At 68.2% G+C, this 21,710-nt stretch carries 21 protein-coding genes and 1 pseudogene; 6 read left to right on the forward strand and 16 right to left on the reverse strand.

Features of this window, described 5'->3' with window-relative positions; all coding sequences use genetic code 11:
• Nucleotides 1–11: 11 nt before the first annotated feature.
• The 11 genes from QZM15_RS04205 to QZM15_RS04255 all read right to left on the reverse strand — a co-directional run bounded on the left by QZM15_RS04205 (nucleotide 12) and on the right by QZM15_RS04255 (nucleotide 9,788).
• On the reverse strand, nucleotides 12–1,502 hold the full coding sequence (locus tag QZM15_RS04205) for an aldehyde dehydrogenase (RefSeq protein ID WP_302105876.1): 1,491 nt from the start codon (nucleotides 1,500–1,502) through the stop codon (nucleotides 12–14).
• A gap of 72 nt (nucleotides 1,503–1,574) precedes the next feature.
• Complete coding sequence (locus QZM15_RS04210) at nucleotides 1,575–2,402, reverse strand: aspartate dehydrogenase (RefSeq protein ID WP_302105877.1); 828 nt, start codon at nucleotides 2,400–2,402, stop codon at nucleotides 1,575–1,577.
• On the reverse strand, nucleotides 2,395–4,062 hold the full coding sequence (locus QZM15_RS04215; RefSeq protein ID WP_099317602.1) for a thiamine pyrophosphate-binding protein: 1,668 nt from the start codon (nucleotides 4,060–4,062) through the stop codon (nucleotides 2,395–2,397). Before QZM15_RS04215 ends, QZM15_RS04210 begins: the two co-directional genes overlap by 8 nt.
• Nucleotides 4,055–4,852, reverse strand: a complete 798-nt coding sequence (locus QZM15_RS04220) for an SDR family oxidoreductase (protein ID WP_059639673.1) — start codon at nucleotides 4,850–4,852, stop codon at nucleotides 4,055–4,057. The genes QZM15_RS04215 and QZM15_RS04220 overlap by 8 nt, the downstream gene beginning before the upstream one ends.
• A 79-nt stretch (nucleotides 4,853–4,931) precedes the next feature.
• Nucleotides 4,932–5,789, reverse strand: a complete 858-nt coding sequence (locus QZM15_RS04225; RefSeq protein ID WP_302105878.1) for an IclR family transcriptional regulator — start codon at nucleotides 5,787–5,789, stop codon at nucleotides 4,932–4,934.
• Entirely contained in the window at nucleotides 5,786–6,682 is an 897-nt protein-coding gene (locus QZM15_RS04230; RefSeq protein ID WP_302105879.1) for an alpha/beta fold hydrolase, read from the reverse strand. Before QZM15_RS04230 ends, QZM15_RS04225 begins: the two co-directional genes overlap by 4 nt.
• An 18-nt stretch (nucleotides 6,683–6,700) precedes the next feature.
• Nucleotides 6,701–7,228, reverse strand: a complete 528-nt coding sequence (locus tag QZM15_RS04235; RefSeq protein ID WP_034180369.1) for a cupin domain-containing protein — start codon at nucleotides 7,226–7,228, stop codon at nucleotides 6,701–6,703.
• Nucleotides 7,229–7,262: 34 nt separating this feature from the next.
• Nucleotides 7,263–8,033 carry an SDR family oxidoreductase gene (locus QZM15_RS04240; RefSeq protein WP_104012701.1) on the reverse strand — a complete coding sequence of 257 codons (771 nt, stop codon included), beginning with the start codon at nucleotides 8,031–8,033 and terminating at the stop codon, nucleotides 7,263–7,265.
• Nucleotides 8,026–9,096 carry an aromatic ring-hydroxylating dioxygenase subunit alpha gene (locus QZM15_RS04245; RefSeq protein WP_302105880.1) on the reverse strand — a complete coding sequence of 357 codons (1,071 nt, stop codon included), beginning with the start codon at nucleotides 9,094–9,096 and terminating at the stop codon, nucleotides 8,026–8,028. Before QZM15_RS04245 ends, QZM15_RS04240 begins: the two co-directional genes overlap by 8 nt.
• 60 nt (nucleotides 9,097–9,156) lie before the next feature.
• Complete coding sequence (locus QZM15_RS04250; protein ID WP_059584880.1) at nucleotides 9,157–9,468, reverse strand: recombinase-like helix-turn-helix domain-containing protein; 312 nt, start codon at nucleotides 9,466–9,468, stop codon at nucleotides 9,157–9,159.
• Between the two features lie 2 nt (nucleotides 9,469–9,470).
• Nucleotides 9,471–9,788 carry a non-heme iron oxygenase ferredoxin subunit gene (locus tag QZM15_RS04255; RefSeq protein ID WP_059584879.1) on the reverse strand — a complete coding sequence of 106 codons (318 nt, stop codon included), beginning with the start codon at nucleotides 9,786–9,788 and terminating at the stop codon, nucleotides 9,471–9,473.
• 446 nt (nucleotides 9,789–10,234) lie between these two features.
• On the opposite strand from QZM15_RS04255, the gene QZM15_RS04260 reads away from it, so the two are divergent.
• Nucleotides 10,235–11,314, forward strand: a complete 1,080-nt coding sequence (locus QZM15_RS04260) for a porin (protein WP_059639679.1) — start codon at nucleotides 10,235–10,237, stop codon at nucleotides 11,312–11,314.
• Nucleotides 11,315–11,421: 107 nt separating this feature from the next.
• On the opposite strand, the gene QZM15_RS04265 is transcribed toward QZM15_RS04260, so the two are convergent.
• The 5 genes from QZM15_RS04265 to QZM15_RS04285 form a co-directional block, all read right to left on the reverse strand.
• The gene (locus QZM15_RS04265; RefSeq protein ID WP_059584877.1) at nucleotides 11,422–12,315 is read right to left on the reverse strand and encodes an IclR family transcriptional regulator; all 894 of its coding nucleotides are present in this window, start codon (nucleotides 12,313–12,315) and stop codon (nucleotides 11,422–11,424) included.
• A 286-nt stretch (nucleotides 12,316–12,601) separates the two neighbouring features.
• Nucleotides 12,602–13,081 carry a type 6 secretion system effector deamidase TecA gene (gene tecA / locus QZM15_RS04270; RefSeq protein WP_059639681.1) on the reverse strand — a complete coding sequence of 160 codons (480 nt, stop codon included), beginning with the start codon at nucleotides 13,079–13,081 and terminating at the stop codon, nucleotides 12,602–12,604.
• Between the two features lie 365 nt (nucleotides 13,082–13,446).
• Complete coding sequence (locus tag QZM15_RS04275) at nucleotides 13,447–13,653, reverse strand: hypothetical protein (protein ID WP_059585120.1); 207 nt, start codon at nucleotides 13,651–13,653, stop codon at nucleotides 13,447–13,449.
• Between the two features lie 303 nt (nucleotides 13,654–13,956).
• Entirely contained in the window at nucleotides 13,957–14,556 is a 600-nt protein-coding gene (locus tag QZM15_RS04280; protein ID WP_060310749.1) for an alpha-ketoglutarate-dependent dioxygenase AlkB, read from the reverse strand.
• A gap of 153 nt (nucleotides 14,557–14,709) precedes the next feature.
• Nucleotides 14,710–15,855 (reverse strand): metallophosphoesterase, encoded by a 1,146-nt coding sequence (locus QZM15_RS04285; RefSeq protein WP_302105881.1) that lies wholly within the window; start codon nucleotides 15,853–15,855, stop codon nucleotides 14,710–14,712.
• Between the two features lie 148 nt (nucleotides 15,856–16,003).
• On the opposite strand from QZM15_RS04285, the pseudogene QZM15_RS04290 reads away from it, so the two are divergent.
• The 5 genes and pseudogenes from QZM15_RS04290 to QZM15_RS04310 form a co-directional block, all read left to right on the forward strand.
• Nucleotides 16,004–16,372 (forward strand): annotated as a pseudogene (locus QZM15_RS04290) (LysR family transcriptional regulator); the annotation flags it as partial.
• A gap of 376 nt (nucleotides 16,373–16,748) precedes the next feature.
• Nucleotides 16,749–17,042 carry a hypothetical protein gene (locus QZM15_RS04295; RefSeq protein ID WP_059584872.1) on the forward strand — a complete coding sequence of 98 codons (294 nt, stop codon included), beginning with the start codon at nucleotides 16,749–16,751 and terminating at the stop codon, nucleotides 17,040–17,042.
• Nucleotides 17,039–18,088, forward strand: a complete 1,050-nt coding sequence (gene mdtN / locus QZM15_RS04300; protein WP_302105882.1) for a multidrug transporter subunit MdtN — start codon at nucleotides 17,039–17,041, stop codon at nucleotides 18,086–18,088. The genes QZM15_RS04295 and mdtN overlap by 4 nt, the downstream gene beginning before the upstream one ends.
• Nucleotides 18,069–20,111: an FUSC family protein gene (locus QZM15_RS04305; protein ID WP_302105883.1), complete on the forward strand. Its 2,043-nt coding sequence runs from the start codon at nucleotides 18,069–18,071 to the stop codon at nucleotides 20,109–20,111. The genes mdtN and QZM15_RS04305 overlap by 20 nt, the downstream gene beginning before the upstream one ends.
• Entirely contained in the window at nucleotides 20,098–21,642 is a 1,545-nt protein-coding gene (locus tag QZM15_RS04310; RefSeq protein ID WP_124859968.1) for a TolC family protein, read from the forward strand. The genes QZM15_RS04305 and QZM15_RS04310 overlap by 14 nt, the downstream gene beginning before the upstream one ends.
• Nucleotides 21,643–21,710: the final 68 nt, after the last annotated feature.

Genomic DNA, 21,710 nt, shown 5'->3' on the forward strand with positions numbered 1-21,710 from the left:
TTCCCCTTCGCTCAGTTCGCCCACGGCAGCGGCGCGTCGTTCAAGCCCCAGTAGAGGCTCTTCTGCTGCATGTATTCGCGGATGCCGAGACGCCCCTTCTCGCGCCCCATCCCGCTCTCCTTCCAGCCCGAGAACGGCGTGGAGATCGAGAACAGCTTGTACGTATTGATCCACACGGTGCCCGTCTCCAGCGCCCGCGCGATGCGCCACGCACGCTTGTAGTCGCGCGTCCAGATGCCGGCCGCGAGGCCGAACACGCTGTCGTTCGCCTGTGCGATCAGCGACGCTTCGTCGTCGAACGGCATCGCGACCAGCACCGGCCCGAAGATTTCCTCCTGGCAGATGCGTGCGCTGTTCGGCAAGCCTTCGAGAATCGTCGGCTGATAGAAGAAGCCTTGCTCGCGCCCGTCGCCCGTCGGCCGCTCGCCGCCGCACAGCAGGCGGCCGCCTTCTTCTAGCCCGAGCGCGACGTAGCGTTCCACCGACTCGCGATGCTTCGCGGTGATCAGCGGGCCCATCTGCGTGTCGGGCCGCGTCGGGTCGCCCACGCGCAGCTTGCGCGCGCCGGCCACCAGGCGCTGCATGAATGCGTCGTACACCGCGTGCTGCACGAACAACCGCGACCCGGCGATGCACGCCTCGCCCGACGAGCTGAAGATCCCGTACAGCACGCCGTTGACCGCGTGATCGAGATCGGCGTCGTCGCACACGATCGTCGGCGACTTGCCGCCCAGTTCGAGCGACACGGGCATCAGCTTCTCGGCCGCGATGCGCGCGATGCCGCGGCCTACCTCGGTACCGCCGGTGAACGACACCTTCTTCACCAGCGGATGGCGCACGAGCACGTCGCCGATCACCGAACCCTTGCCCGGCAGCACGCTCAGCACGCCCTTCGGCACGCCGGCTTCCTCGCAGATGCGCGCCAGCGCGAGCGATACGAGCGGCGTGACCTCGGCCGGCTTGAGCACCACCGCGTTGCCGCCGGCCAGCGCCGGCGCAAGCTTCTGCGCGTCGGACGCGATCGGCGAATTCCACGGCGTGATCGCCGCGATCACGCCGATCGGCTCGTACACGCTCATCGTCAGGTAATCGCCGCGCGACGGCGTCAGTTCTTCGTCGAGCGTTTCGAGGCAGGCCGCGAAATAGCGGAACGTGTTCGCGGCGCTGGCCACCAGCACGCGCGTCTCGCCGATCGGCTTGCCGTTGTCGCGGCGCTGCAGGTGCGCGAGCGCTTCGTGGCGCTGCATGATCAGGTCGGCGACGCGGTACAGCACCTGCGCGCGCTGATGCGGTTTGAGCCCGGCCCAGTCGGCGCGGCGCCATGCGGCGTCGGCGGCCGCGACGGCGTCGGCCGCGTCTTCCGCGTTCGCCATCGACACTTCCATGTTCACCGTCTGGTCGGCCGGATAGATGCTCGTGTAAGGCGCGCCACGGCCGCGCCGCCACTCGCCGCCGATCAGGATGTTGCCGTCGGGCACGAGGCTCGTATCGAAAGAAGTCATGTCACCTATCCCACAAATCTGTCTCTGCGCATCCGCCCTCGCCGTGGCGCGGGCGGACGCTCGATGGTCCGGTCAGATCACGCAGCGGGCCGCGCGGTTGCGCAGCGCGCGGATCGCGCTGTACGCCGTCAGCGCGGACGTCTTCGGGTTGTCGGGCAGCGGCTTGCCGCTCATTTCCAGCGACATCTCGCCGAACGCGCCGCGCGCGGTGATGCGGTGCACGTTGCGCGCGACCGCCGGATCGGCGATCAGGCGCACGTGGGTCGCGTCGAGCCCGAGGCCCGCGAGCGCGACCGTCGCCGCGACGTTCGCGTTCTTCGGATAGAGCCGCGCGGCGTCGCGCGCGGTGCCTTCGAAGATCACCTTCTCTTCGGTCATCGCGTGCAGGTCGCACAGTGCCTCGGCCGGCGTGCCGAGCCAGCCGAGCGGCGGTTTGCGGCCGACGTACAGCACTTCGTCGAGGCCGCCCTGCTTCGCGGACGCCAGCGCGTCGATGCCGCCGATCGCACCCGACAGCAGCGTCACCGTCGTGCCGCCTTCGTCGGCGGCCTGCGACAGCACGTCGAGCAGCGCGAGATCGGACAGCGCGCCGATCGACGCGACCGCGCAGTCGGTGCCGGCCTTCAGCAGCGGCACGACGTGATCGACGAGCGCGCTGTGGCCCGCGCATTCGAGCGCGAACTCGGGGCGGCGGGCCAGCGCGTCGACCGACGACACGACCTCCACCGCGCCGCCGAGATCACGCTGCACCGCGTCGCGCTGGTGTTCCGGCACGATCACGTGCGCGACGCGCAGCGACGCATCGTGCTCGACCGCGTGGTACACGGCCGCGCCGATCGCGCCGAAGCCGATCATCGCGATGTCGACCGGGGCGTGCGCCCGCTTTTGCCCGTTATGCATACTGGCGCTCCGTCGGCGCTTCCTGCTTCACCGGCGGGCCCGCGAAGGCGGACGCGAACGAGCCGACCGACAGCATGTCGACCTCGACCATCACCGGCCCTTCCTTCGCGATCCCTTCGCGCACGATCGCCTCGGCCTGGTCGAGCGACGTGATCCGGTAGTGCGTGAGGCCGAAGCTCGCGCAGAACTGCGCGAAATCCGGCTGGTGCAGTTGCACGAAGCAGCGGCGGCCGCCGTAGTGCGCGTCCTGGATGTTGCGGATCACGCCGTAGCACTGGTCGTTCATCAGCACGATCATCACGTTCGCGTTTTCCTGCACGGCCGTGACCAGTTCGCCGACGTTGACCATCAGGCCGCCGTCGCCGACGAGGCAGACCGTCTTCGCCGCGGCGCCCGCGAGCGCCGCGCCGATGCCCATCTGGATGCCCTGGCCGATGCCGCCGCCGAGCGCATGCACGCCCGAGCGCGGCTCGAAGATCTTCAGCAGGCGGTTGCCCCACGTGCTGTTCGAGATCGTCACGTCGCGCACCCAGTTGTAGTCGCGGCCGACGGCGCCCTGCAGCGTATCGACGAGCTTCTTGTACGGCCCGAGGCCCTTCGCCACGTCGGCCACCGCGTCTTCGCGGGCCGCCGCGAGATCGGCCGCGAATTGCGGATCGACGGACAGCCGGCCTTCGAGGCGGTCGGCCAGTTCAGCCAGCACGCGCTTCGAATCGCCATGCACGAACAGTTCGTTGCGATAGCCGCGGTTGTCGGCGAGCGCGTCGGCATCGACGCGGAACAGCGGCTGCGGCAGCGCGAGCTTGTACTTCAGCGTCTCGTTGCCGCGCAGGCGCGAGCCGACCACGACGAGCGCGTCGCAGGTCTTGTAGAACGCTTCGACCGACGCATGCACGTTGAACGCGCCGAGCGTCGCCGGGTGATCTTCCGGCAGCACGCCGCGGCCCTGCACGCTCGTCACGACACCGAAGCCGAGCTTCACGAGGCGTTCGACTTCCTCGCGTGCATGGCGCGCGCCGCCGCCGAGCCACAGCAGCGGGCGGCGCTTGGCCGCGAGTGCGTCGGCAAGCTTCGCGACGCGCGCGGTGTCGTGCTCGCGCACCGCGACGTGGGCGGGTGCGAGGTCTTCCGGCCATTCGATTTCGGCCGCCTGGATGTCGATCGGAATCTCGACGGACACGGGGCCCGTCGGCGCGGTCTGCGCGATGCGCACGGCTTCGCGGATCGTCGGCAGCACGGTTTCGACGGTGCGCACGCGGAACGCGGCCTTCGAGATCGAGTCGAGCATCGACAACTGGTCGGGCGCTTCGTGGATGTACGCGAGATCGCGGTCGAGATACGGCGTCTCGATCTGCCCGGTCACGTGCAGGAGCGCGGTGCCGGCCGTCAGTGCCTCGACCATCGCGCCGGCCGCATTGCCGGCCGCCGTGCCCGTGCTCGTGAACGCGACGCCGAGCCCGCCCGACACGCGGGCCAGCCCGTCGGCCATGTTCAGCGCGCCGGCTTCACCGCGCGCCCCGACATAGCGGATGTTGCCGCGCGAGTTGATCGCGTCGAGGATCGGCATGTTGTGGATCGAGATGACGCCGAACGCGGTTTTCACGCCGCACTGCTCGAGAAAGGCGGCAATCAGCTCGCCAACCGTGGTTTTTTTAGACATGGCGTGCAAAGCCTCCAGAAACGTCGATATGGCTGCCCGTCGTGTAGGACGACAGATGCGTTGCGAGATAAAAAAGTGCCCAGGCGGCCTCGTCGGGCTTGCCGAAGCGATTCAGCGGGATGTTCTTCTTGCGGGCGAGCGCGCCCGTCCAGTCTTCCCAGCTTTCGCCGGGCTGCGCCTGCGTGTCGTAGCGGCGGCGCCACTGCCCCGACTCGACGATGCCGATCAGGATCGAGTTCACGCGGATGCGCTGCGGCGCCAGTTCGGTCGCGAGCGATTTCACGAGGCTCAGCACGCCGGCGCGCGCCGACGACGTCGCGACCATGTGCGGCTCCGGCTGCAGCGCGAGCAGCGAGTTCACGCAGGTGATCGTCGGCGCGGCCGCATCGCGCAGCAGCGGCAGGAAGGCGCGCGTCGGACGGATGATGCTGAAGTACTTCAATTCGAGTTCTTCGCGCCAGGCGTCGTCGGTCGTATCGGCGAAAGTCGACACGCGGCCCTGGCCTGCATTGTTGACCAGCATGTCGGCACGGCCGAAACGCGTGGACACCGCTTGCGCGAATGCGGTCACGTCGGCTTCGTCGAGCACGTCGCAGCGCGCGGCCAGCAGTCGTGCGCCTGCGTACTTGTCGCGCAGCATCGCTTCGGCGCGGGCGAGGCGTTCGCCGTCGCGGCCGCAGATCGCGACCGACGCGCCGGCCTGCAGGAACCGTTCGGCGGTCGCGAGGCCGATGCCGGACGAACCGCCCGTCACCACCGCCACCTGCCCGGTCAGATCGATCTCGATCATGTCGTCGGTCCTCGCCGGGCCGCCCCAAGAAGATTGACCGCCCCGTCGGGGGGCAGCGTGCGAAGCATGCGTGGGGGTCTCATTTCAGTCCTAAAGCTTTCATGAACGTGTGCTCGTCATCCGAGCGGTAATTGAGCCGCCGCGACAATTCCGCCGCCGCGCGCTGCACCTTGTCGATCAGACCGTCCGCGATCAGCGCCGCGTCGATCTCCGGCCTCGGCACCGTCACCGTGATGCACGCGACGATCTTCTGCGTCTCGTTGCGCACCGGCGCCGTGACGACCGAGATCCCGCGTTCGAACGACGAATTGCTGACGCCGTAGCCGCGCAGTGCGTCCTCGCGGATCACGTCGTACAGCGCGTCGACCGTTTCCGGCGTCGCGCTCGTCATCCGGTTCAGCACGCGTTCCGGATATAGCGCATGCAGTTCCTTCATCGACAGGTCGCCCATCAGCACGTGGCCGTGCGTCGTCGCATGCGCGGGCAGCCGCGTGCCGACGTTCACGCGGATCGAGCTGAACACCGGCGACTGACTCTGCGCCTTCGCGACGAACACCACGTCGCGGCCGTCGCGGATCACGATGTGCGTCGTGAAGCCGGTCGCATCGCGCAGGCTCTCGATCACCGGCAGGCCGAGATCGGTCAGCTCCAGCGAGCTCAGGTATTCGAAGCCGAGCCGCAGCACCGCGATGCCGAGCTTGTAGTTGCGATCCTTGTCCGCGCGTTCGAGAAAGCCGAGCGATTCGAGTGTCTGCAGCAGACGGAACACCGTCGTGCGCGGAATGCCGAGCCGTTTCGACAACTCGGGCGCGCCGAGCACGGGCTCGCGCGGCGAGAATTCGGCGAGAATCCGCAGCCCGCGTTCGAGGCCCGGCACCACGTAGCTGGCTTCGGCCTTCGCGTTGTCGGATTCGTTTTGTTGCAGCGGTTCGCTCATGCCAGCCCCCACTGCGCATCGCACTGCCGGCAGAAACCTTCGATCAATGCGGAATAGACGGCCGGCGCTTCCACATAACCGGCATGCCCGGCCTGCGGAATCACCTGCAGCCCGACACGCGCGGCCGCGGCGATCCGCTCGCACGCGGCGGGCGGCGTGATCGCATCGTGCGCGCCGACGGCCACGGCCGTGCGGCCGCGAAAGCCGGCGAGATCGGCCGCGAGATCGGCGTTCGCAAGCAGATGCGTGGCCTGCGCATAGCCGGCCGGCACGATGCGCGCCATGTTCCAGCGCACCCACGCCCGCGCCTCCTCGTTCGCGAAACCGGACACCATGTTGCCGCTGCGCTGCTCGGCGAGCCCGGCCGGGCCGAGTTCCGCGAGCATCGCGAGCCGCGCGTCGCGGCGCGATTCGCGGGTGTCGGCCGGTGCGCTGCCGTAGCCGCCGGCGGGCGACACCAGCAGCAGGCCGGCGATCCGCGCGGGCATCATACGGGCGAGACCGCCCGCGATGATCGCGCCGAGCGAATGACCGACCAGCACGCAGCGTTCGATGCCGAGTGCCTCGAGCCACGCGTTCAGCGATGCCGCGTAATCGGCGGCGGCGGGCGACGCGCCGTGCACGGGCGTCGACACGCCGTAACCCGGCGCATCCCACGCGAGCACGCGGCGCGATGCGCCGAGCGTATCGAGCTGGCACACCCACGATGCGGCGCCCGAGCCGATCCCGTGCAGCAGCACGGCGGGCAGCGCGCGGCCCGCATGCCGCGCGCCGGCCTCACGGTAGCCGATCGTGCCCGCCGCGCCGGCTACGCAACGCTGTTCGGGAAACTGCCCGAGCAGCGCGGCGAACGCCGCGGTGCGGTCGCGTTCACGTTTGTCGATGACACTCATTGCTTCGCCCGCCCCGCCTCAGCGCTTGATCTTCGCGAGCGGCGAATCGGGCGGATACGTCGGCGTGATCGGCTTCGGCGAACCGAGCATCACGCACATCAGCGCATCTTCCTCGCCGATGTTGATTTCCGTGCGATACACGCCCGGCGGCACCGAGATCAGGTCGCGCTCGCCGAGGATCGCTTCCCACGTCTCGCCGTCGCGCTCGCAGATCACCTTCATCTTGCCGCGCAGCACGAAGAAGATTTCCTCGACGTCGATATGGATGTGGCTCGGGCCGATGTTGCCGGCCGGGATGACCATCGTCGAGAACGTGAAGTTGCCGGCCGGCACCGTGTTGACGTCCTTCGCGACGCCCGTGCCGCCCGTGCCGACGTAGCGCATCTGCGCGCGGCGGTACTTCGGGTCGTAGTCGGCCTGGAACTTCAGCGCGTCCCAGTCGTAGCGCCGCGTCGCGTAGCGCGCGACGCGCCCTTCCATCCAGTCGTTGAAGCTTGCGCCTTCCGGCTGGTCCCACGACTTGCGTTCGAGATCGGCGTCCGCCATCGTCCTCTCCTTCATTCCGAGTGAAAACTTCAATTCAGTTCATTACGAAGCCGCCGTTGACCGGCAGCAGTTGACCCGTGACGAAGCGCGCGCCGTCCGACAGCAGGAACAGCACGGGGCCCGTCACGTCGCCGGGCACCTGCGCGCGCGTCAGCGCACGGCCCTGCAGGTAGAACGCATGGCGCTCGGCCGGTACGTAGGCGGTCGCCTCGACTTCGGTGAGCCCCGGCGCGATCGCGTTGACCGTTACGCCGTGCGCGCCGAACTCGCGTGCCTGCGCATGCGTCATCGCGATCACCGCGCCCTTGCTCGCGACGTACGCGAGCAGCTTCGGCGCGCCCCACAGCGCGGTATCCGATGCGAGGTTCACGATCGCACCGCGTCCCGACTGAGCGAGATAGGGCAGCGCTGCATTGCTGACGAGCCATACGCCGCGCACGTTCACGTTCATCACGGCGTCCCACGTCGCCACGTCGAGCTCGGTGGAAAGCTTCCCGCCCGAGTTCGTGATCGCCGCGTTGTTGATCAGCGCGTCGATGCCGCCGAGCGCCGCCGCGCCCTGCGCGACGAAAGCGTCGATGCTGGCCGGATCGGCAAGGTCGAGTGCAAAGAAATGCGCGGCGTGGCCGGCTTGCGTGAGCTGCGCGGCGAGCGAGCGCCCCTCTTCCGCGAGCACGTCGCCGAACGCGACCTGCGCGCCGGCTTCGACGAGCGCCTTCACGAACGCCGCGCCGAGACCGCGCGCCCCGCCCGTGACGAGCACGCGGCGACCGGGCAGCGCCACGACCGGTGCGAGCTCAGCCATTCGCGGGCTCCGCGGCGGCGTGCGCCGCACGATGCACGTCGAGCGCGGACAGGTGTTCCTGCGCCCGCTGGCGCAGCATCCGGCGCACACGTGTGATGCCGACGTCGTGCTGGTACAGGTATTCGTGATCGCGCGCATGCGGCGCGAGGCTTTCGAGGACGTAGCGGTCCTGCTCGAGCACGTCCCAGTGCAGGCCTTCGAGGCGGTTGCGGTACATGAAGCGCCACACGTCGCGCTGCCAGCCGCCGACCTTGCGGGTACGCCAGAAATAGACCTGGCAGTGGTCGCCGTCGACCGGCGTCGCGAAGCCGATGATCCCGAAGTTGCCGCCCGGGCCGAATTTCTGCTTGTACGGAATCGCGAGGCGCATCCACAGGCAGCCGGTTTCGCCGAGTTCGACCCAGTCGAAGTTCACGTCGCGCTGGCCGATCTTCTCGAACATCAGGCCCGTTTCCGTCTTGCGCACGCGCATGTCGGCCTGCTTGTCGCCTTCGGCCATCGAGTGCGACGTCGCGTGCAGATACGCGCCGTGCATCGGGTCCATCACGTTGTCGATCGCGTACTGGTAATTGCACTTCCAGTTCGATACGCACAGAAAGTGGCCGTACTCGTCGGCGACCAGTTCTTCCGGCAGGTTCAGCGGCGCCGGCTCGCCGTGCGCTTCGTCGCCGAACCACAGGAAGATCGCGCCGGCCTTCTCCTCGACCGGATACGACTTCACGCACTTCGTGCCTTCGAGCGGACAGTTCGATACCGCCGGCACGCGGTTGACCGTGCCGCCGCCGTCGACTTCGATGCCGTGATACCAGCACGCGATGTTGCCGCCAAGGTTCCAGCCGAGCGACAGGCGCGCGCCGCGGTGCGGGCAGCGATCTTCCAGCGCATGGACCTTGCCGTCGTGATCGCGCCACAGCGCGATCTGCTCGGACAGGCGCGTGACGCCGACGGGCGCGTTCGACACCTGCCAGCTCGGCGCGACGGGATACCAGTAGTTCTTGATGCCGCGATCGAGGTAGTCGCGGACCGGGTCGTGTTGGGTTTCGTGTTGGTCGGGGGACGTCATCAGTGTGCTCCGGATGCGGTTGTCGGGTCGGCGCTCAGGCGCGCGGCGCGGTCGGCGCGTTCATTCCGCCAGCGAGGCCATTTCGGCGCGGAAGCGCTCCACGGTCCATGCGGTGCCGTCCGGCGCGCGAAAGCCGATGCGGTTCAGCCCCGCGACGACATCGTCCAGTTCGGTCGCGCCGCTCTCGAACACGCGTTCGAGCGCATCGCCGAGGTCGTTCTCGTACTGGGTGGGTTCCGCCTTGCGGTTCTGCCAGACCAGGTTCTCGACCTGGCCGGGGATCTCGATCTGCCCCTTGCCCGCGACGTTGTTCGGCTGCGGCGCCACCCACGGCTTCAGGAAGGGATTGAAGTTGACGGTCGCTTCTTTCATGTTCAGTCCACCTTGATCTGGATTTCCTCGCCGGCGAGGCGCACCGCGTACTGCTTCAGCGCGCGCCCGCCCGGGCCCTTCAGGCATTCGCCCGTCTTGATGTCGAACACGGCCTCGTGCAGCGGGCATTCGACCGTGCCTTCGTCGACGAACCCCTGCGTCAGCAGCGCGTACGCATGCGGGCATACGTTCTCGAGCGCATACACGTCGTCGCCGACGCGGTAGATCCCGATTTCCACGCCGTCGGTCCGCTTGAACTCGATCGGCGTGTCTTCCGACAGCGCGCCGGCGTGACCGGCGCAAATCCATTGTTCAGACATCTCGCACCCTTCCTTCTGATCGACTCTCGGTTTGTTCCGTTTTGTTCCATATCAGGAACATCAGTTTATGGATGGTGATTATAGGAGCGACTTTCCGCGAGCAAAATAAAAAGCTGCATGTCCTAGGGAAAACACCGACGCGCAGTTCGACCGCCCCCTTCGCCTACCTTATCGAATGTAATTTTTTGTTGTTTGACGCGGGTTTATCGGTTTTTCAAAGGCATCAGGCCTTGCTGTACGGCCTCACGGGAGCACTCATCCGTCCCGAAAAATTTATTTTTGATCGAACGCTCCGCGCCCCTATACTCCATTCCATCAGAGGCACGATGTTCCTTATATGGAACATACAAATGCCCGCTCGACGATATGCACCCGCGCGACGGCCGGCCGTCCCCGCGCAGGCCGTCGCAACACGTTTTCATCAGGTTGGAGAGTCAGGAGATCAAATGGTCAAGCATGCGGTAGCAGCGGCAGTCATCGGAATGGGTGCCGCGTCGGGCGCGTGGGCGCAGAGCAGCGTGGTGCTGTACGGCAGCATGGACGCGGGTGTCGCGTACGTGAACAACGTCGGCGGCCACGCGAAGTGGGCGATGATCCAGGGCAATACGCAGCCCGACCGGTGGGGCCTGAAAGGCAAGGAAGATCTCGGCGGCGGGCTGTCGGCGATCTTCCAGCTGGAAAACGGCTTCTATACGAACAACGGCCAGTTCGCGACCGCGAACACGATCTGGAATCGCGCGGCGTTCGTCGGCCTCGGCGCCGAGCGCTACGGCACGCTGACGCTCGGCCGCCAGACGCCGCTGGCGTTCGACTATCTCGACCCGCTCAGCACCGCGTACCTCGCGATGAGCTGGTACGCGTTCCATCCGGGCAACATCGACGGGCTCGCCGCGACCGGCAACGTGCCGTACAACAATTCGATCAAATATCGTTCACCGACCTTCGCGGGCTTTTCGGCCGCGGCGACCCTCGCGCTCGGCAACACGACGAACTTCTCGACCGGCAAATCGGTCGGCGTCGCACTGAACTATGCGAACGGGCCGTTCAAGGCGTCGGCCGTCTACTCGAACGAGCACGATCGCTCGCTCCTGATCGGCCAGACAGGCATCACGTCGTTCCAGGGGCAGAACACCGCGAACGGTTATCTCGCCAGCAAGGTCGAGAACATCGGCGCGGGCGCGTCCTACCAGATCGGCGACTTTCTCGTGCACGGTCTCTACACGCGCGTGAAGATGCAGTCGAACGGGTTTTCCGACACGTTCCAGAGCTACGACGCGGGTGTGAATTACCGCAGCAGCGCGTTCAACACGATCGCGGGCGGCGCGGCAACCACGACGCTGGCCGGCCGCCGCTGGACGCAGGTCGAACTCGGCGACATCTACGCGCTGTCCAAGCGCACGCAGTTGTATGCGAACGTGCTTTATGAACACGCTTCCGGCGGCGCGAAGGCCGCGTTCTTCACGGCCGGCGTGTCGAGCACCGCGAACCAGGTGATCGTGCTGACCGGGATTCATCATTCGTTCTGAACGCGTTCGGGCACCGGGCTTCGGCGCCCAAAAACGACAAGAGCGGCCCGCGGGCCGCTCTTGTCGTCTGCAATGCCGCGCGCCGCGGCCGGATCGATACGCGAGCGTCAGAACATCGCGACCTTGTGGCGCGCATGCGCGAACGTCGGGTCGCTTTCGAGCGGACGATAGTTCAGCCGTTGCGACAGGTCGACCGCCGCACCGCACACGGCCTCGACGAGCCGCTCCTTCTCGCCGGCCTCGCCGATCTCCGAGCGCGGCACCGTCGCGGTGATCGCCGCGACGATCGAGCCCGAATGATCGCGCACGGGTGCGGTCACGGCCGAAATGCCGCTCTCGAACGCCGCCTCGCTGACCGCATAGCCGAGCCGAGCGTAGTGACGCACGCGTTCGTACAGTTCGTCGACGGTGCCGGGCGTGCGCTCGGTGAACTGTTCGAGTTTCTTCTCCGGATAGAGCTGCCGCATCGCATCGCGCGTCAGGTCCCCCATCAGCACGTGGCCGTGCACGGTCGCATGCGCGGGCAGGCGCGTGCCGACGTGCACCTTCACCGAACCGAACATCGACGCATTGCTCTGCGCCTTCGCGACGAACACCACGTCGCGCTGGTCGCGGATCAGCAGGTGCGTCGACAGGCCGGTCGAATCGCGCAGCCGTTCGAGCACGGGCGTGCCGAGATCGGTCAGTTCGAGCGAATTCAGGTATTCGAAGCCGAGCCGCAGCACGCCGACGCCGAGCCGGAAATAGCGATCGCCGTTCACGCGTTCGAGAAAACCAAGCGCCTCGAGCGTCTGAAGCAGGCGGAACGTCGTGGTGCGCGGAATGCCGATGCGCTTCGACAGTTCCGGCGCACCGAGCACCGGCTCGCGCGCGGAGAATTCGGCGAGGATCCGCAACCCGCGTTCGAGCCCCGGCACCAGATAGGACGAAGCGCCGCCCGACGATTCTTCGTCGCCGGGCGCCGCCGGATCGGGTGCACCGCTCATCGTTGTCTTGACCATGTGGACATGGACGGAAGGAAATCGGTCACGAAACAGGTCATCGATCGTCGTGGATAGTGAGTCATGCTACCTCAGTGCGCGCGTGGGCTCGCACCGGCGCGCGGCGCCGCGACGCAGCATGCGCGTCCACGCCACCATGACGCGTCATTCAAGGTCGAGAGGATAGCAGCGTTGGACCGCGCGACGCCATGCAGAAATCGCCGGACGCCAGCGCGCTGACCGCACGGCGCCCGCCCACGGCGCGGTCGGACGACGGCCAGCAGCACGGAACTTGACGTCGGACCGCCTACAGGCGCGACAGATAGACACGAATGGTCGTGCGGTCGTACGTAAAACCGCCGGCCGGATCCGGCTGCAGCACGCGTGCCAGATCGACCGGATGCAGCCAGCCGGCGCCCAGCAGGCCGCCGTTGATCCCGCGGATCCGGGTGCCGCCGACGGCAATCGCCGCGTGAAAGACATTCGCGCCGCGAGCGAAGCCGACCGCGGTGCCCGCCGGAATGCTCGCGCGCCCGTCCCATTGAGTGCCGGTCTCGAAGTTGAAGCGCGTCCTCCACGACTGGCCGATCGTGTCGAGCAGCGCCGCGGGCGTGATCATCGCGTCCGCGCGCAGCAGATACCGGACGTAGGCCGCGGCGTCGTAGCAGACGCCGCCGGACATGTACTCGTCGATGTTCGCCATCCCGAACATCAGCGCCTGCGCGTGTTTTTGCCGTTCGGCGATGCCGGATTGGGCGACATGCCCGCCTAACTGGGTCAGTTGCACGGATAGCTCCTTTCAGGAAAGCGGGACGTCATTGTCTCGCCGATGCAATAACCTCATATCTTATTACGATATGAATCGGCGTTTTCCACGCTCCCTCGTGCGATACGTGGTTCGCACCTGCTCGGGAGGTCATGAGCCTGCGTGCAGACTTTCGCCACGCGTGTCGCATCGTCGACGCGATGCCCGCGCATCGAAGGCGGCATAGGCATGCCTGTGTCGAACGGCACGGACCATTTGGCACAGCGAATGCCGGCAAACGGTCGCATTTCGCGCCTGGAGAAAAAACGGAAGCAGTCGGAAAAGCGCCGTCCGGCAACGGACGGCACAGAGGAAGGCGATCCCCGCGCCGGATCGCCGCGACGACGTCAGGCCGTCACGGCGGCGTCATATTCGGCGCGGGCAAGCTGGCCAGCGGCGTATGCCTCGGCTTCGCCGCGAAAGCCTTCGCGGCTGAACGCCACGACTTTCACGCCGACGCCGGTCGCCCGCTTCACCGTCAGCGCCCATTGCCATCCGCCGTCTTGCTCGAAGACGTGCAGCGAGGGTTCGAAGGAAGGGTCGAATACGGTCACGCGTTGTGCTCCTGCCCCGTTGCGCGCTGCATCGGCAACGCACGGAGGCATGTCGAAAAGGGGGCGCGCCGGTGTGCCGACGCGCTTCTGCCATTCCACAGTCTAATCAGCGATTGTTGCGACGCACCATCAGAGGTTTCACTCATCTATCGGAACCGCCCGTTCGATCGAATCTGACTCAAAGCCTTGCGGGACGGGGCTGAGCGACACGTCGGCCGGCCCGCCATCGCGTTCGTGCGGCAACGTGCCGCACGCGCGATGGCTTGCATTGGCCTTTCGCGAATCACGGAAACGGGGTGCGACCTATTCGGCCGCCATCGACACGCGCCGGAAGGTCAGGTTGACGCGTTCGCCCTGTACGCTGGGCGCCTTCGGCACGCGGTGCTGCCATTCGGCCTGCGTGCGTCCGCGCATCACGAGCAGGCTGCCATGCACGAGGCGGTATGCATGCGTGACGCCGGTCGCGCGATGGCGAAGATCGAACACTCGCATCGCGCCGAGGCTCACCGACGCGATCACCGGCGCATCGCCGAGTTCGGGTTCGTTGTCCGCATGCCAGCCGAGGCTGTCCAGCCCGTTGCGATAGCGATTGAGCAGCACGCTGTTGAAACGCACGCCGCACGTCGCCTCGACCGCACGCTTGAGGGCGAGCACGGCCGGCGTCCACGGCTCCGGCACGTTGCGGATTCCGGAGTACACGTACACGGCATCCGGTTCGCCCTGCCACGCGGTGAGCCTCGGCAACGGAATGCGTCCGCGCGGCGTACGGATCGTGTCCTGCCGCCACGCGACCTCGTCGATCAGCGCGGCCAGCGCGCGATCGGCGTCGGGCGGCGCCAGCCAGTCCGGGTACCAGTCCACGTCGGGCACGGGCGTATCAGCGAAGAGATCGGGCGTCGACATGTCGGCAGGACCGGGCAAGGAACGGAGCGAACGCATGTCTGCATACTAGCCAACGGCGCCGCACGCCGCCATGCGCTGCCATTCCCGACGAAAGGAAACCGGGGGGCGCGCGATGCGCGTTCGCGTCGCGTAACGGCCGTCCTCGGCCACCGGCTACCCGCGTGTCAGCCGAATCAGCGTGATCTCGGACGGCACGCCGAAGCGGTTCGGCGGCCCCCAGTACCCAGTGCCGCGGCTCGTATACAGCCACATGTCGCCGATGCGGTTCAGCCCGCCGATCACCGGCTGCTGCAGACGCACGAACGGCGGCCACGGCAGGAACTGGCCGCCATGCGTGTGCCCCGACAACTGCACGGTAAAGCCCGCGCGGTTCGCCGCTTCCGCGCTGCGCGGCTGGTGCGCGAGCAGGATCTTCGTGCCGACGTCGGGCGGCGCACCGGCCAACGCCCGCTCCGGATCGCTGCGATGGGCGGGATCGAAGCCGCCGGCCGTGAAGTCGGTCACGCCCGCGAGCACCGCCCGCGCGCCGCCGCGCTCGATCAGCACGTGCTCGTTCAGCAGCACGGTCAGCCCGATTCGCCGAAATTCATCGATCCACGCATGCGCACCCGCGTAGTACTCGTGGTTGCCCGTCACGAGGAAGGTGCCGTGCCGCGAGCGCATCTCGCCGAGCGGCGCCGTGTGTTCGCGCAGGCGCTTGACCGAACCGTCCACCACGTCGCCCGTCACGACCACCAGGTCGGAGTCGAGCGCATTGACCGCGCGCACGATCCGTTCGATGTAGGGCCGCTTGATCGTCGGGCCGACGTGGATGTCGGATAGTTGCACGATCGTCAGCCCGTCGAGCGCGGCCGGCAGGCCGGCGACCGGAATCGACACGCGCTTGACCGCCGCCGTGCGGCGCGCGCCGACGAACCCGATCGCCGTCACGAGCACCGCGGCCGCCAGCACGCCGAGCGCCGTGTCGGGCGCCGCGCCGCTCCATGCGCCGTCATGCCCGAGATGTCGCCACGCGAGCACGCCGAGCAGCACGATGTCGCGCAGGAACGTCAGCACCAGCAGCGACGAGAAGAAGCCCATCGCGAGCGCGCCCGCCCAGCCGACCAGCGTCGCCGCCCACCCTTCGTCGAAGCGGCGCGAGAACATCCCGACCGGAATCAAGACGACGAAACTCGCCAGCACGAGCGCCGCGATCGTGCGCGCGAGCGGCGACACGAACGCATCGGGAATGATCCGCATCCCGACGTACAGATGGAACAGCACGCCGATCGCAATGAACCGGACAAAGAAACTTCGCATGGAACGCTCACCTTCGTTGCACGACCGCTTCCGCGACGCGCGCCGCATCGGGCCGCCATGCCCGGTGCCGCGCGTCGCACCCTACGCACGATGGTACACAGATCCCGGCCGCGACGACGGGTCGCGGCCGGCGGTGCGGCGCCGCTGTCTCGTCGATCATCCGCACGTGACGATCGACATGCAGGAACGGGTGAGCCCCGACATCGTGCGCGCTGCGCAGGCAGGCTTGATCGACGTCGGCATCGTCGCCGGCGGGGTGCTGCTCACGCTGCGCAGGCGCATCCAGGTCGGCAACTTCGAGACGGCCTGCCGGATGATCGAAGCAAACGTCGGCGTGCTGCCCGAAGGCACCGCGCGCCGTCATGCGAAGACGATGGCGCCGCGTCTCGTCGCGCTCGAAGACGACTGGGCCGAGCGCCGGTTGCAGATCTGCGTCGCCGATCTCGATGCGCCTCCGCGTTTCGCGCGCGATTTCGCCGACCTGCTCGTCGAGGACGCACGCGTCCAGCCGGACTAATTCGCATGCGTTCGAGCGGCAATCGGCGGTTTGCGCGCCGATTGCCGCTGCGTCGACATGGCAAATCCCGCTGCACGATTTCGTCTGACGATCCTTGACAGTCCATTCGCAACCCTGCACGAGCGGGTGCTGGCAGAATCGCGGCGGTCCGATCATCGCTGCCGACACGCACTGCCGGACCGTCCGGCATGACCGATGGCGCGGCCACGGTCAACCTCGCCCCTGCCGTGGACGCGCGCCGGATCGCTGGCGATCCGCATTACGCTGATTTATGATCGGCCCCGTATCCTGAAATCGTCGTCGCGGCCCGGCCGGTTGCGACGATCCGCATTGCGCCGCGCCCGGCATCCACCCCCAACGTCGAGCTCGTCACACCATGAGAACAACAACGCCGCGCGCGCCGCTGCGTATCGCCGCCGTCCTCGCGCCCGCCCTGCCGCTCGCGGGCTGTGCATCGCGCGGCGCGCCGTCCTACGTGCTGTTCGGCGCGTACTTCCCGTTGTGGCTCGTCAGCGCGATCGTCGGCATCGTCGGCGCGATCGTCGCACACCGCGTGTTCGTCGCGACCGGCTGGGCCGCGACGGTGCCCTACCAACTCGCCGTCTGCACCGCGATCGGGCTCGTGGTCGCCGTGCTCGTCTGGCTCACCGGCACGGGACCGTTCGCATGAAGGCCGCCGGCATCGCCCGCCCCTCCGTCAAAGGCCGCGTCATCGCGCTCGCGATCGTCGCGCTCGGCATCGCGGCGCTCGCGTACGCGTACCACCGCACGACGGCCTACCCGTCCACCGACGACGCGTCGATCGACGCGGACGTCGTGCACGTCGCGTCGCCGGTCGGCGGCCGCATCGTGCAGCTCGCGGTGCATGAAAACCAGCGCGTCGCGAAAGGCGACCTGCTGTACGTGATCGATCCCGTACCGTACCGGCTGACCGTCGCGCAGGCGCAGGCCGATCTCGAACTCGCGCGCGCGTCGCTCGACACACGCCGCCGTTCGCTGATCGGCGAGCGTTCGAACGCGTCCGTCGCCGCCGAGCAGGTCAAGCGCGCGACGCAGAACTACGATCTCGCGACGCGCGACGTGAACCGGCTCGCGCCGCTCGCCGCGCAGGGCTACGTCAGCGTGCAGCAGTTCGACCAGGCGAAGGTGCGCCAGCGCGACGCGTCCGTCTCGCTCGCACAGGCGCGAGAACAGCAGCGCGCGTCCGCGCAGACGATCGGCGACGACGCCGACGCGATCGCGACGCTGCACGCGCGCGAAGCGGCGCTGGCCCGCGCACGGCATGCGCTCGACGATACGGTCGTGCGCGCGCCGCACGACGGGCTCGTGACGGGCCTGAGCGTGCTCCCCGGTGAAACGCTTGCGCCGAACCAGTCGATCTTCACGCTGATCGACGCGAGCGAATGGTTCGCGGTCGGCAATTTCCGCGAAACGTCACTCAATCGCATCGCGGTGGGCGACTGCGCGACCGTCTATTCGATGATCGACCGCGACCGCCCGATGACGGGCAAGGTCGTCGGCATCGGCGCGGGCATCGCGGACAGCGACCGCATCAACCTGCCGCGCTCGCTGCCGATCGTGCAGCGCTCGGTGAACTGGGTGCACGTCGCGCAGCGCTTCCCCGTGCGCGTGAAGCTCGACGAACCCGACGGCAAGCTCGTACGTGTCGGCGCGAGCGCGATCGTCGAGGTCCGGCATGGCTCAGCCTGCCGCTGACGTCCGCTCGCCGGGCCCGCGCGAAGTCCTGCGACTGCTCGCGCCGTTTCCGGGGCGCGCGGCCATGGCCGTGCGCGTCGCGCTAATCTGTGCGCTCGTCGTGCTCGTGACGAGCGGATACGGCACGCCCGAAGCCGCGATTTCCGCGTATGTCGTGTTCTTCCTGAACCGCGCCGATCGCGTGACGAGCGCCGTGCTCGCGGTCGCGATGCTGCTGCTCGTCACGCTCGTGATCGCGCTCGTGATCGGCGTCGCGATCTTCAGCATCGAGTATTCGGTGCTGCGCGTCGCGTGCATGGCCGTGCTGTCAGTCGGCCTGCTCTACCTGACGTCCGCCAGCAAGCTGCGCCCGGTCGGCGCGATTCTCGCGATGATCGTCGGCTTCGGGCTCGACGAGCTGGGCCTGGCGCCGGTCGGCGAAGCCGCGACGCGCGCGCTGCTCTATGCGTGGCTGATGGTCGCGATCCCCGTCGGCGTCGCGATCGTCGTCAACCTGCTGATCGCGCCGTCGCCGCGCAAGCTCGCGCACGCGCAGCTCGCGAAACGGCTGCGGCTCGCCGCGCGGCGGCTGCGCGGCGACGGCGGCGCGCGCGACGCGTTCGATGCCAGCCTGCGCGAAGGCGACAAGCAGCTGCTCACGTGGCTGAAGCTGTCGAAGTTCGAAGGTTCGTCGTCCGGTGCCGATGTCGTCGCGTTGCGGCAGGCCGTCGCGTCGAGCACCGCGCTGCTCGTCGCGGTCGCGCTTGCGGATCGTGAACCGGCGGCGCGGCTGCCCGACGCATTCGCCACGCCGATCGCGGCGACGCTCGACGAGATGGCCGCGATCCTCGAACAGGGCGGCTATCCGGTCGACGTGACGCTCGCGCTGCCGGCGCCCGATGCGCTGCCGCCGCTCGCACGCGTCGTCGCGGCGGACCTGCACATCGCGATCACGCAGTTCGCGCAGCCGCCCGCAACCGACGCACCGGCCGTATCGGCCTCATCAACCGATACCGCCGCCGACAAACCGGCGGAACCCGCCGCACCACCCGCCCCGCGCGGCGGCTTCTTCCTGCCCGACGCGCGCACCAATCCCGACCACGTCCGCTATGCGCTGAAAACGACGGCAGCGGCAATGTTCTGCTACCTGCTGTATTCGCAACTCGACTGGTCGGGCATCCATACCTGCTTCATCACCTGCTACATGGTGTCGCTCGGCTCGACCGCGGAAACGGTCGAGAAACTCACGCTGCGCATCGCCGGCTGCATCGTCGGCGCGCTGATCGGCACCGCCGCGCTCGTGTTCGTCGTCCCGTCGCTGTCGTCGATCGGCGAACTGATGGCGCTCGTCTTCGCCGGCGCGTGGCTGTCCGCGTGGGTCGCATTCGGCTCGCCGCGCATCGCGTACGCGGGTTTCCAGGTCGCGTTCGCGTTCTTCCTGTGCGTGATCCAGGGCGCCGGCCCCGGCTTCGACCTGACGCTCGCGCGCGATCGCACGATCGGCATCCTGCTCGGCAACGTCGTCGTGTATCTCGTATTCACGCGCATCTGGCCCGTCAGCATCGGCAAGCAGATCGACTCCGCGTTCGCCGCGCTGCTCGACCAGTGGCGACGCATCGCGCAGATCGCCCAGCCGGCCGAACGACGCGCGCTCGCGTCCGACGCGTTCGCGCGTCACGGGGCGATCTCGCAAGAACTCGGCCTGGTCCATTACGAACCGTCGTGGGTGCGGCCGGCCGCGACGTGGCTCGCCACGCGACGGCGAGCACTCGCGGAACTCGATGCGCTCGAAGTCCCGCTGTTCCTGCTCGCCGAACGCAAACCCGGCGACGCGGCGATCGGCGCACAGCTTGCGCGCGCGGCTGCGCCGGGCGATGACGAAACCACGCCCCGCGCGAATGCCCCGGCGCCACCTTCGAGCACCACCCCCACCGACCCCGCACGCGACGCGCTGCTGAACCTGATCGACACACGGCTCGCGCACATCGCCGACGCCGCCCGTCAAGCCACACCGAAGGAGCCTGCCCCTCATGCGCGTACCTGAACCGCCGGCCGCCCCGATCGCCGCCGCCGCGCTCGCGACCGCCGTCGCGCTGGCCGGCTGCGCGACGTCGTCGATCGATCTGGCGCCGGAGGCATCCGACCGCCCGTGGCAGCCGCAAACGTCGGCCGCGGGCGACATCGTGGCGGCGCCGCCGCGCGCCGCCGTGCAAGGTGTGCACGACTACACGCTGCCCGCGTCGCCGGCGCTCGCGTCGGTGCCGCCGCCGGCCGCGCTCGATGCCGCGCATGCGTACACGCTGCCGGAACTGATCGATCTCGCCGAATCGGCCAATCCGCTGACCCGCATCGCATGGAACGACGCGCGCAACGCGGCGCTGGCGGTCGGCCTCGCCAAGTCCGCATACCTGCCGCGCCTGTCGGCGACGGCGATGGGCGCGTACCAGGCGAACCACGGCTCGACGTCGACGATCCTCGGCGATTCGTCGAGCAACACCACCGTGCACGGGACGATTTCGGCGCTGTCGCTGCAATGGCTGCTGTTCGATTTCGGCGGCCGCGCGGCGCGCGTCGAAGCGGCCGAACAGGCGTCGATCGCATCGAACGTCGCGTTCACGGCCGTGCACCAGCAGGTGATCCACGACGTGACGGTCTCGTACTACCGCTACGAAGCCGCTCGCTCGCGCGCCCTGAGCGCGCAACAGGGCCTCGCGAACGCGGATGCGATTCTCGCGGCGTCCCGTGCACGGCTCAAGCACGGCGTCGGCACGGTCGTCGAGCTCGCGCAGGCGACGCAGAACCGCGCGCAGGCGAACCTCGCGCTCGTGCAAGCCAACGGCGCCGAGAGCGACGGTTACCTCGCGCTCGTCTCCGCGCTCGGCATCTCGCCGCTGTCGAAGCCGACGATCGCCGCGTTGCCGCAGCGGCCGCTGCCGCCTGCGCTCGGTTCGTCCGTCGACGCGATCGTGTCGGACGCGATCGCGCGCCGCCCCGACCTGCAGGGTGCGTTCGCGCTAGAAAAGGCCAATCGCGCGAAGATCAAGGCGGCGCAAGCCGCGTTCATGCCGAAGATCTTCCTGTCCGCGTCGACGTCGTATGCCAGCGGCGGCACGGCCATTTCCGCGCTGCCCGCGATCGGCGACCAGGCGCCCACCGTCAACCTGAACGGCAGCCGCTACGGCGGCGGCGTGTTCCTCGGCGTGACGATCCCGCTGTACGACGGCGGCCTGCGCTCGGCCGTGCTGATGCAGGCGCGCAACGACGCGGAAAGCGCATCCGCGCGCCTCACGCGGACCAAGGAGGAAGCGGTGCGCCAGGTCGTCGCCGCGCAGAACGCGGTGCAGACGAGCCTCGCGTCGCACGACGCCGCGAAGGCGCTCGTCGATGCCGCGCAAACGAGCTACGACGCAGCGCTGACCGCGTACCGGAACGGCGTCGGCTCGGTCACCGACGCGACGATCGCGCAAAGCCAGTTGCTCGCCGCGCGCAACGCGGAAGTCGACAGCTATGCCGGCGCCTTGTCGGCCGCCGCCGCGCTCGCGCTCGCGACGGGCACGATCGGCTCGGCGCAGTAGCACCGCCCAGGCGGTTGACGCGGCCGCGCGCCGCCTACTAGAATGCCGCCCATTCTTCCTTCAGGAAC

Source organism: Burkholderia sp. AU44665, assembly GCF_030504405.1.
Taxonomy (GTDB): Bacteria; Pseudomonadota; Gammaproteobacteria; order Burkholderiales; family Burkholderiaceae; genus Burkholderia; species Burkholderia semiarida.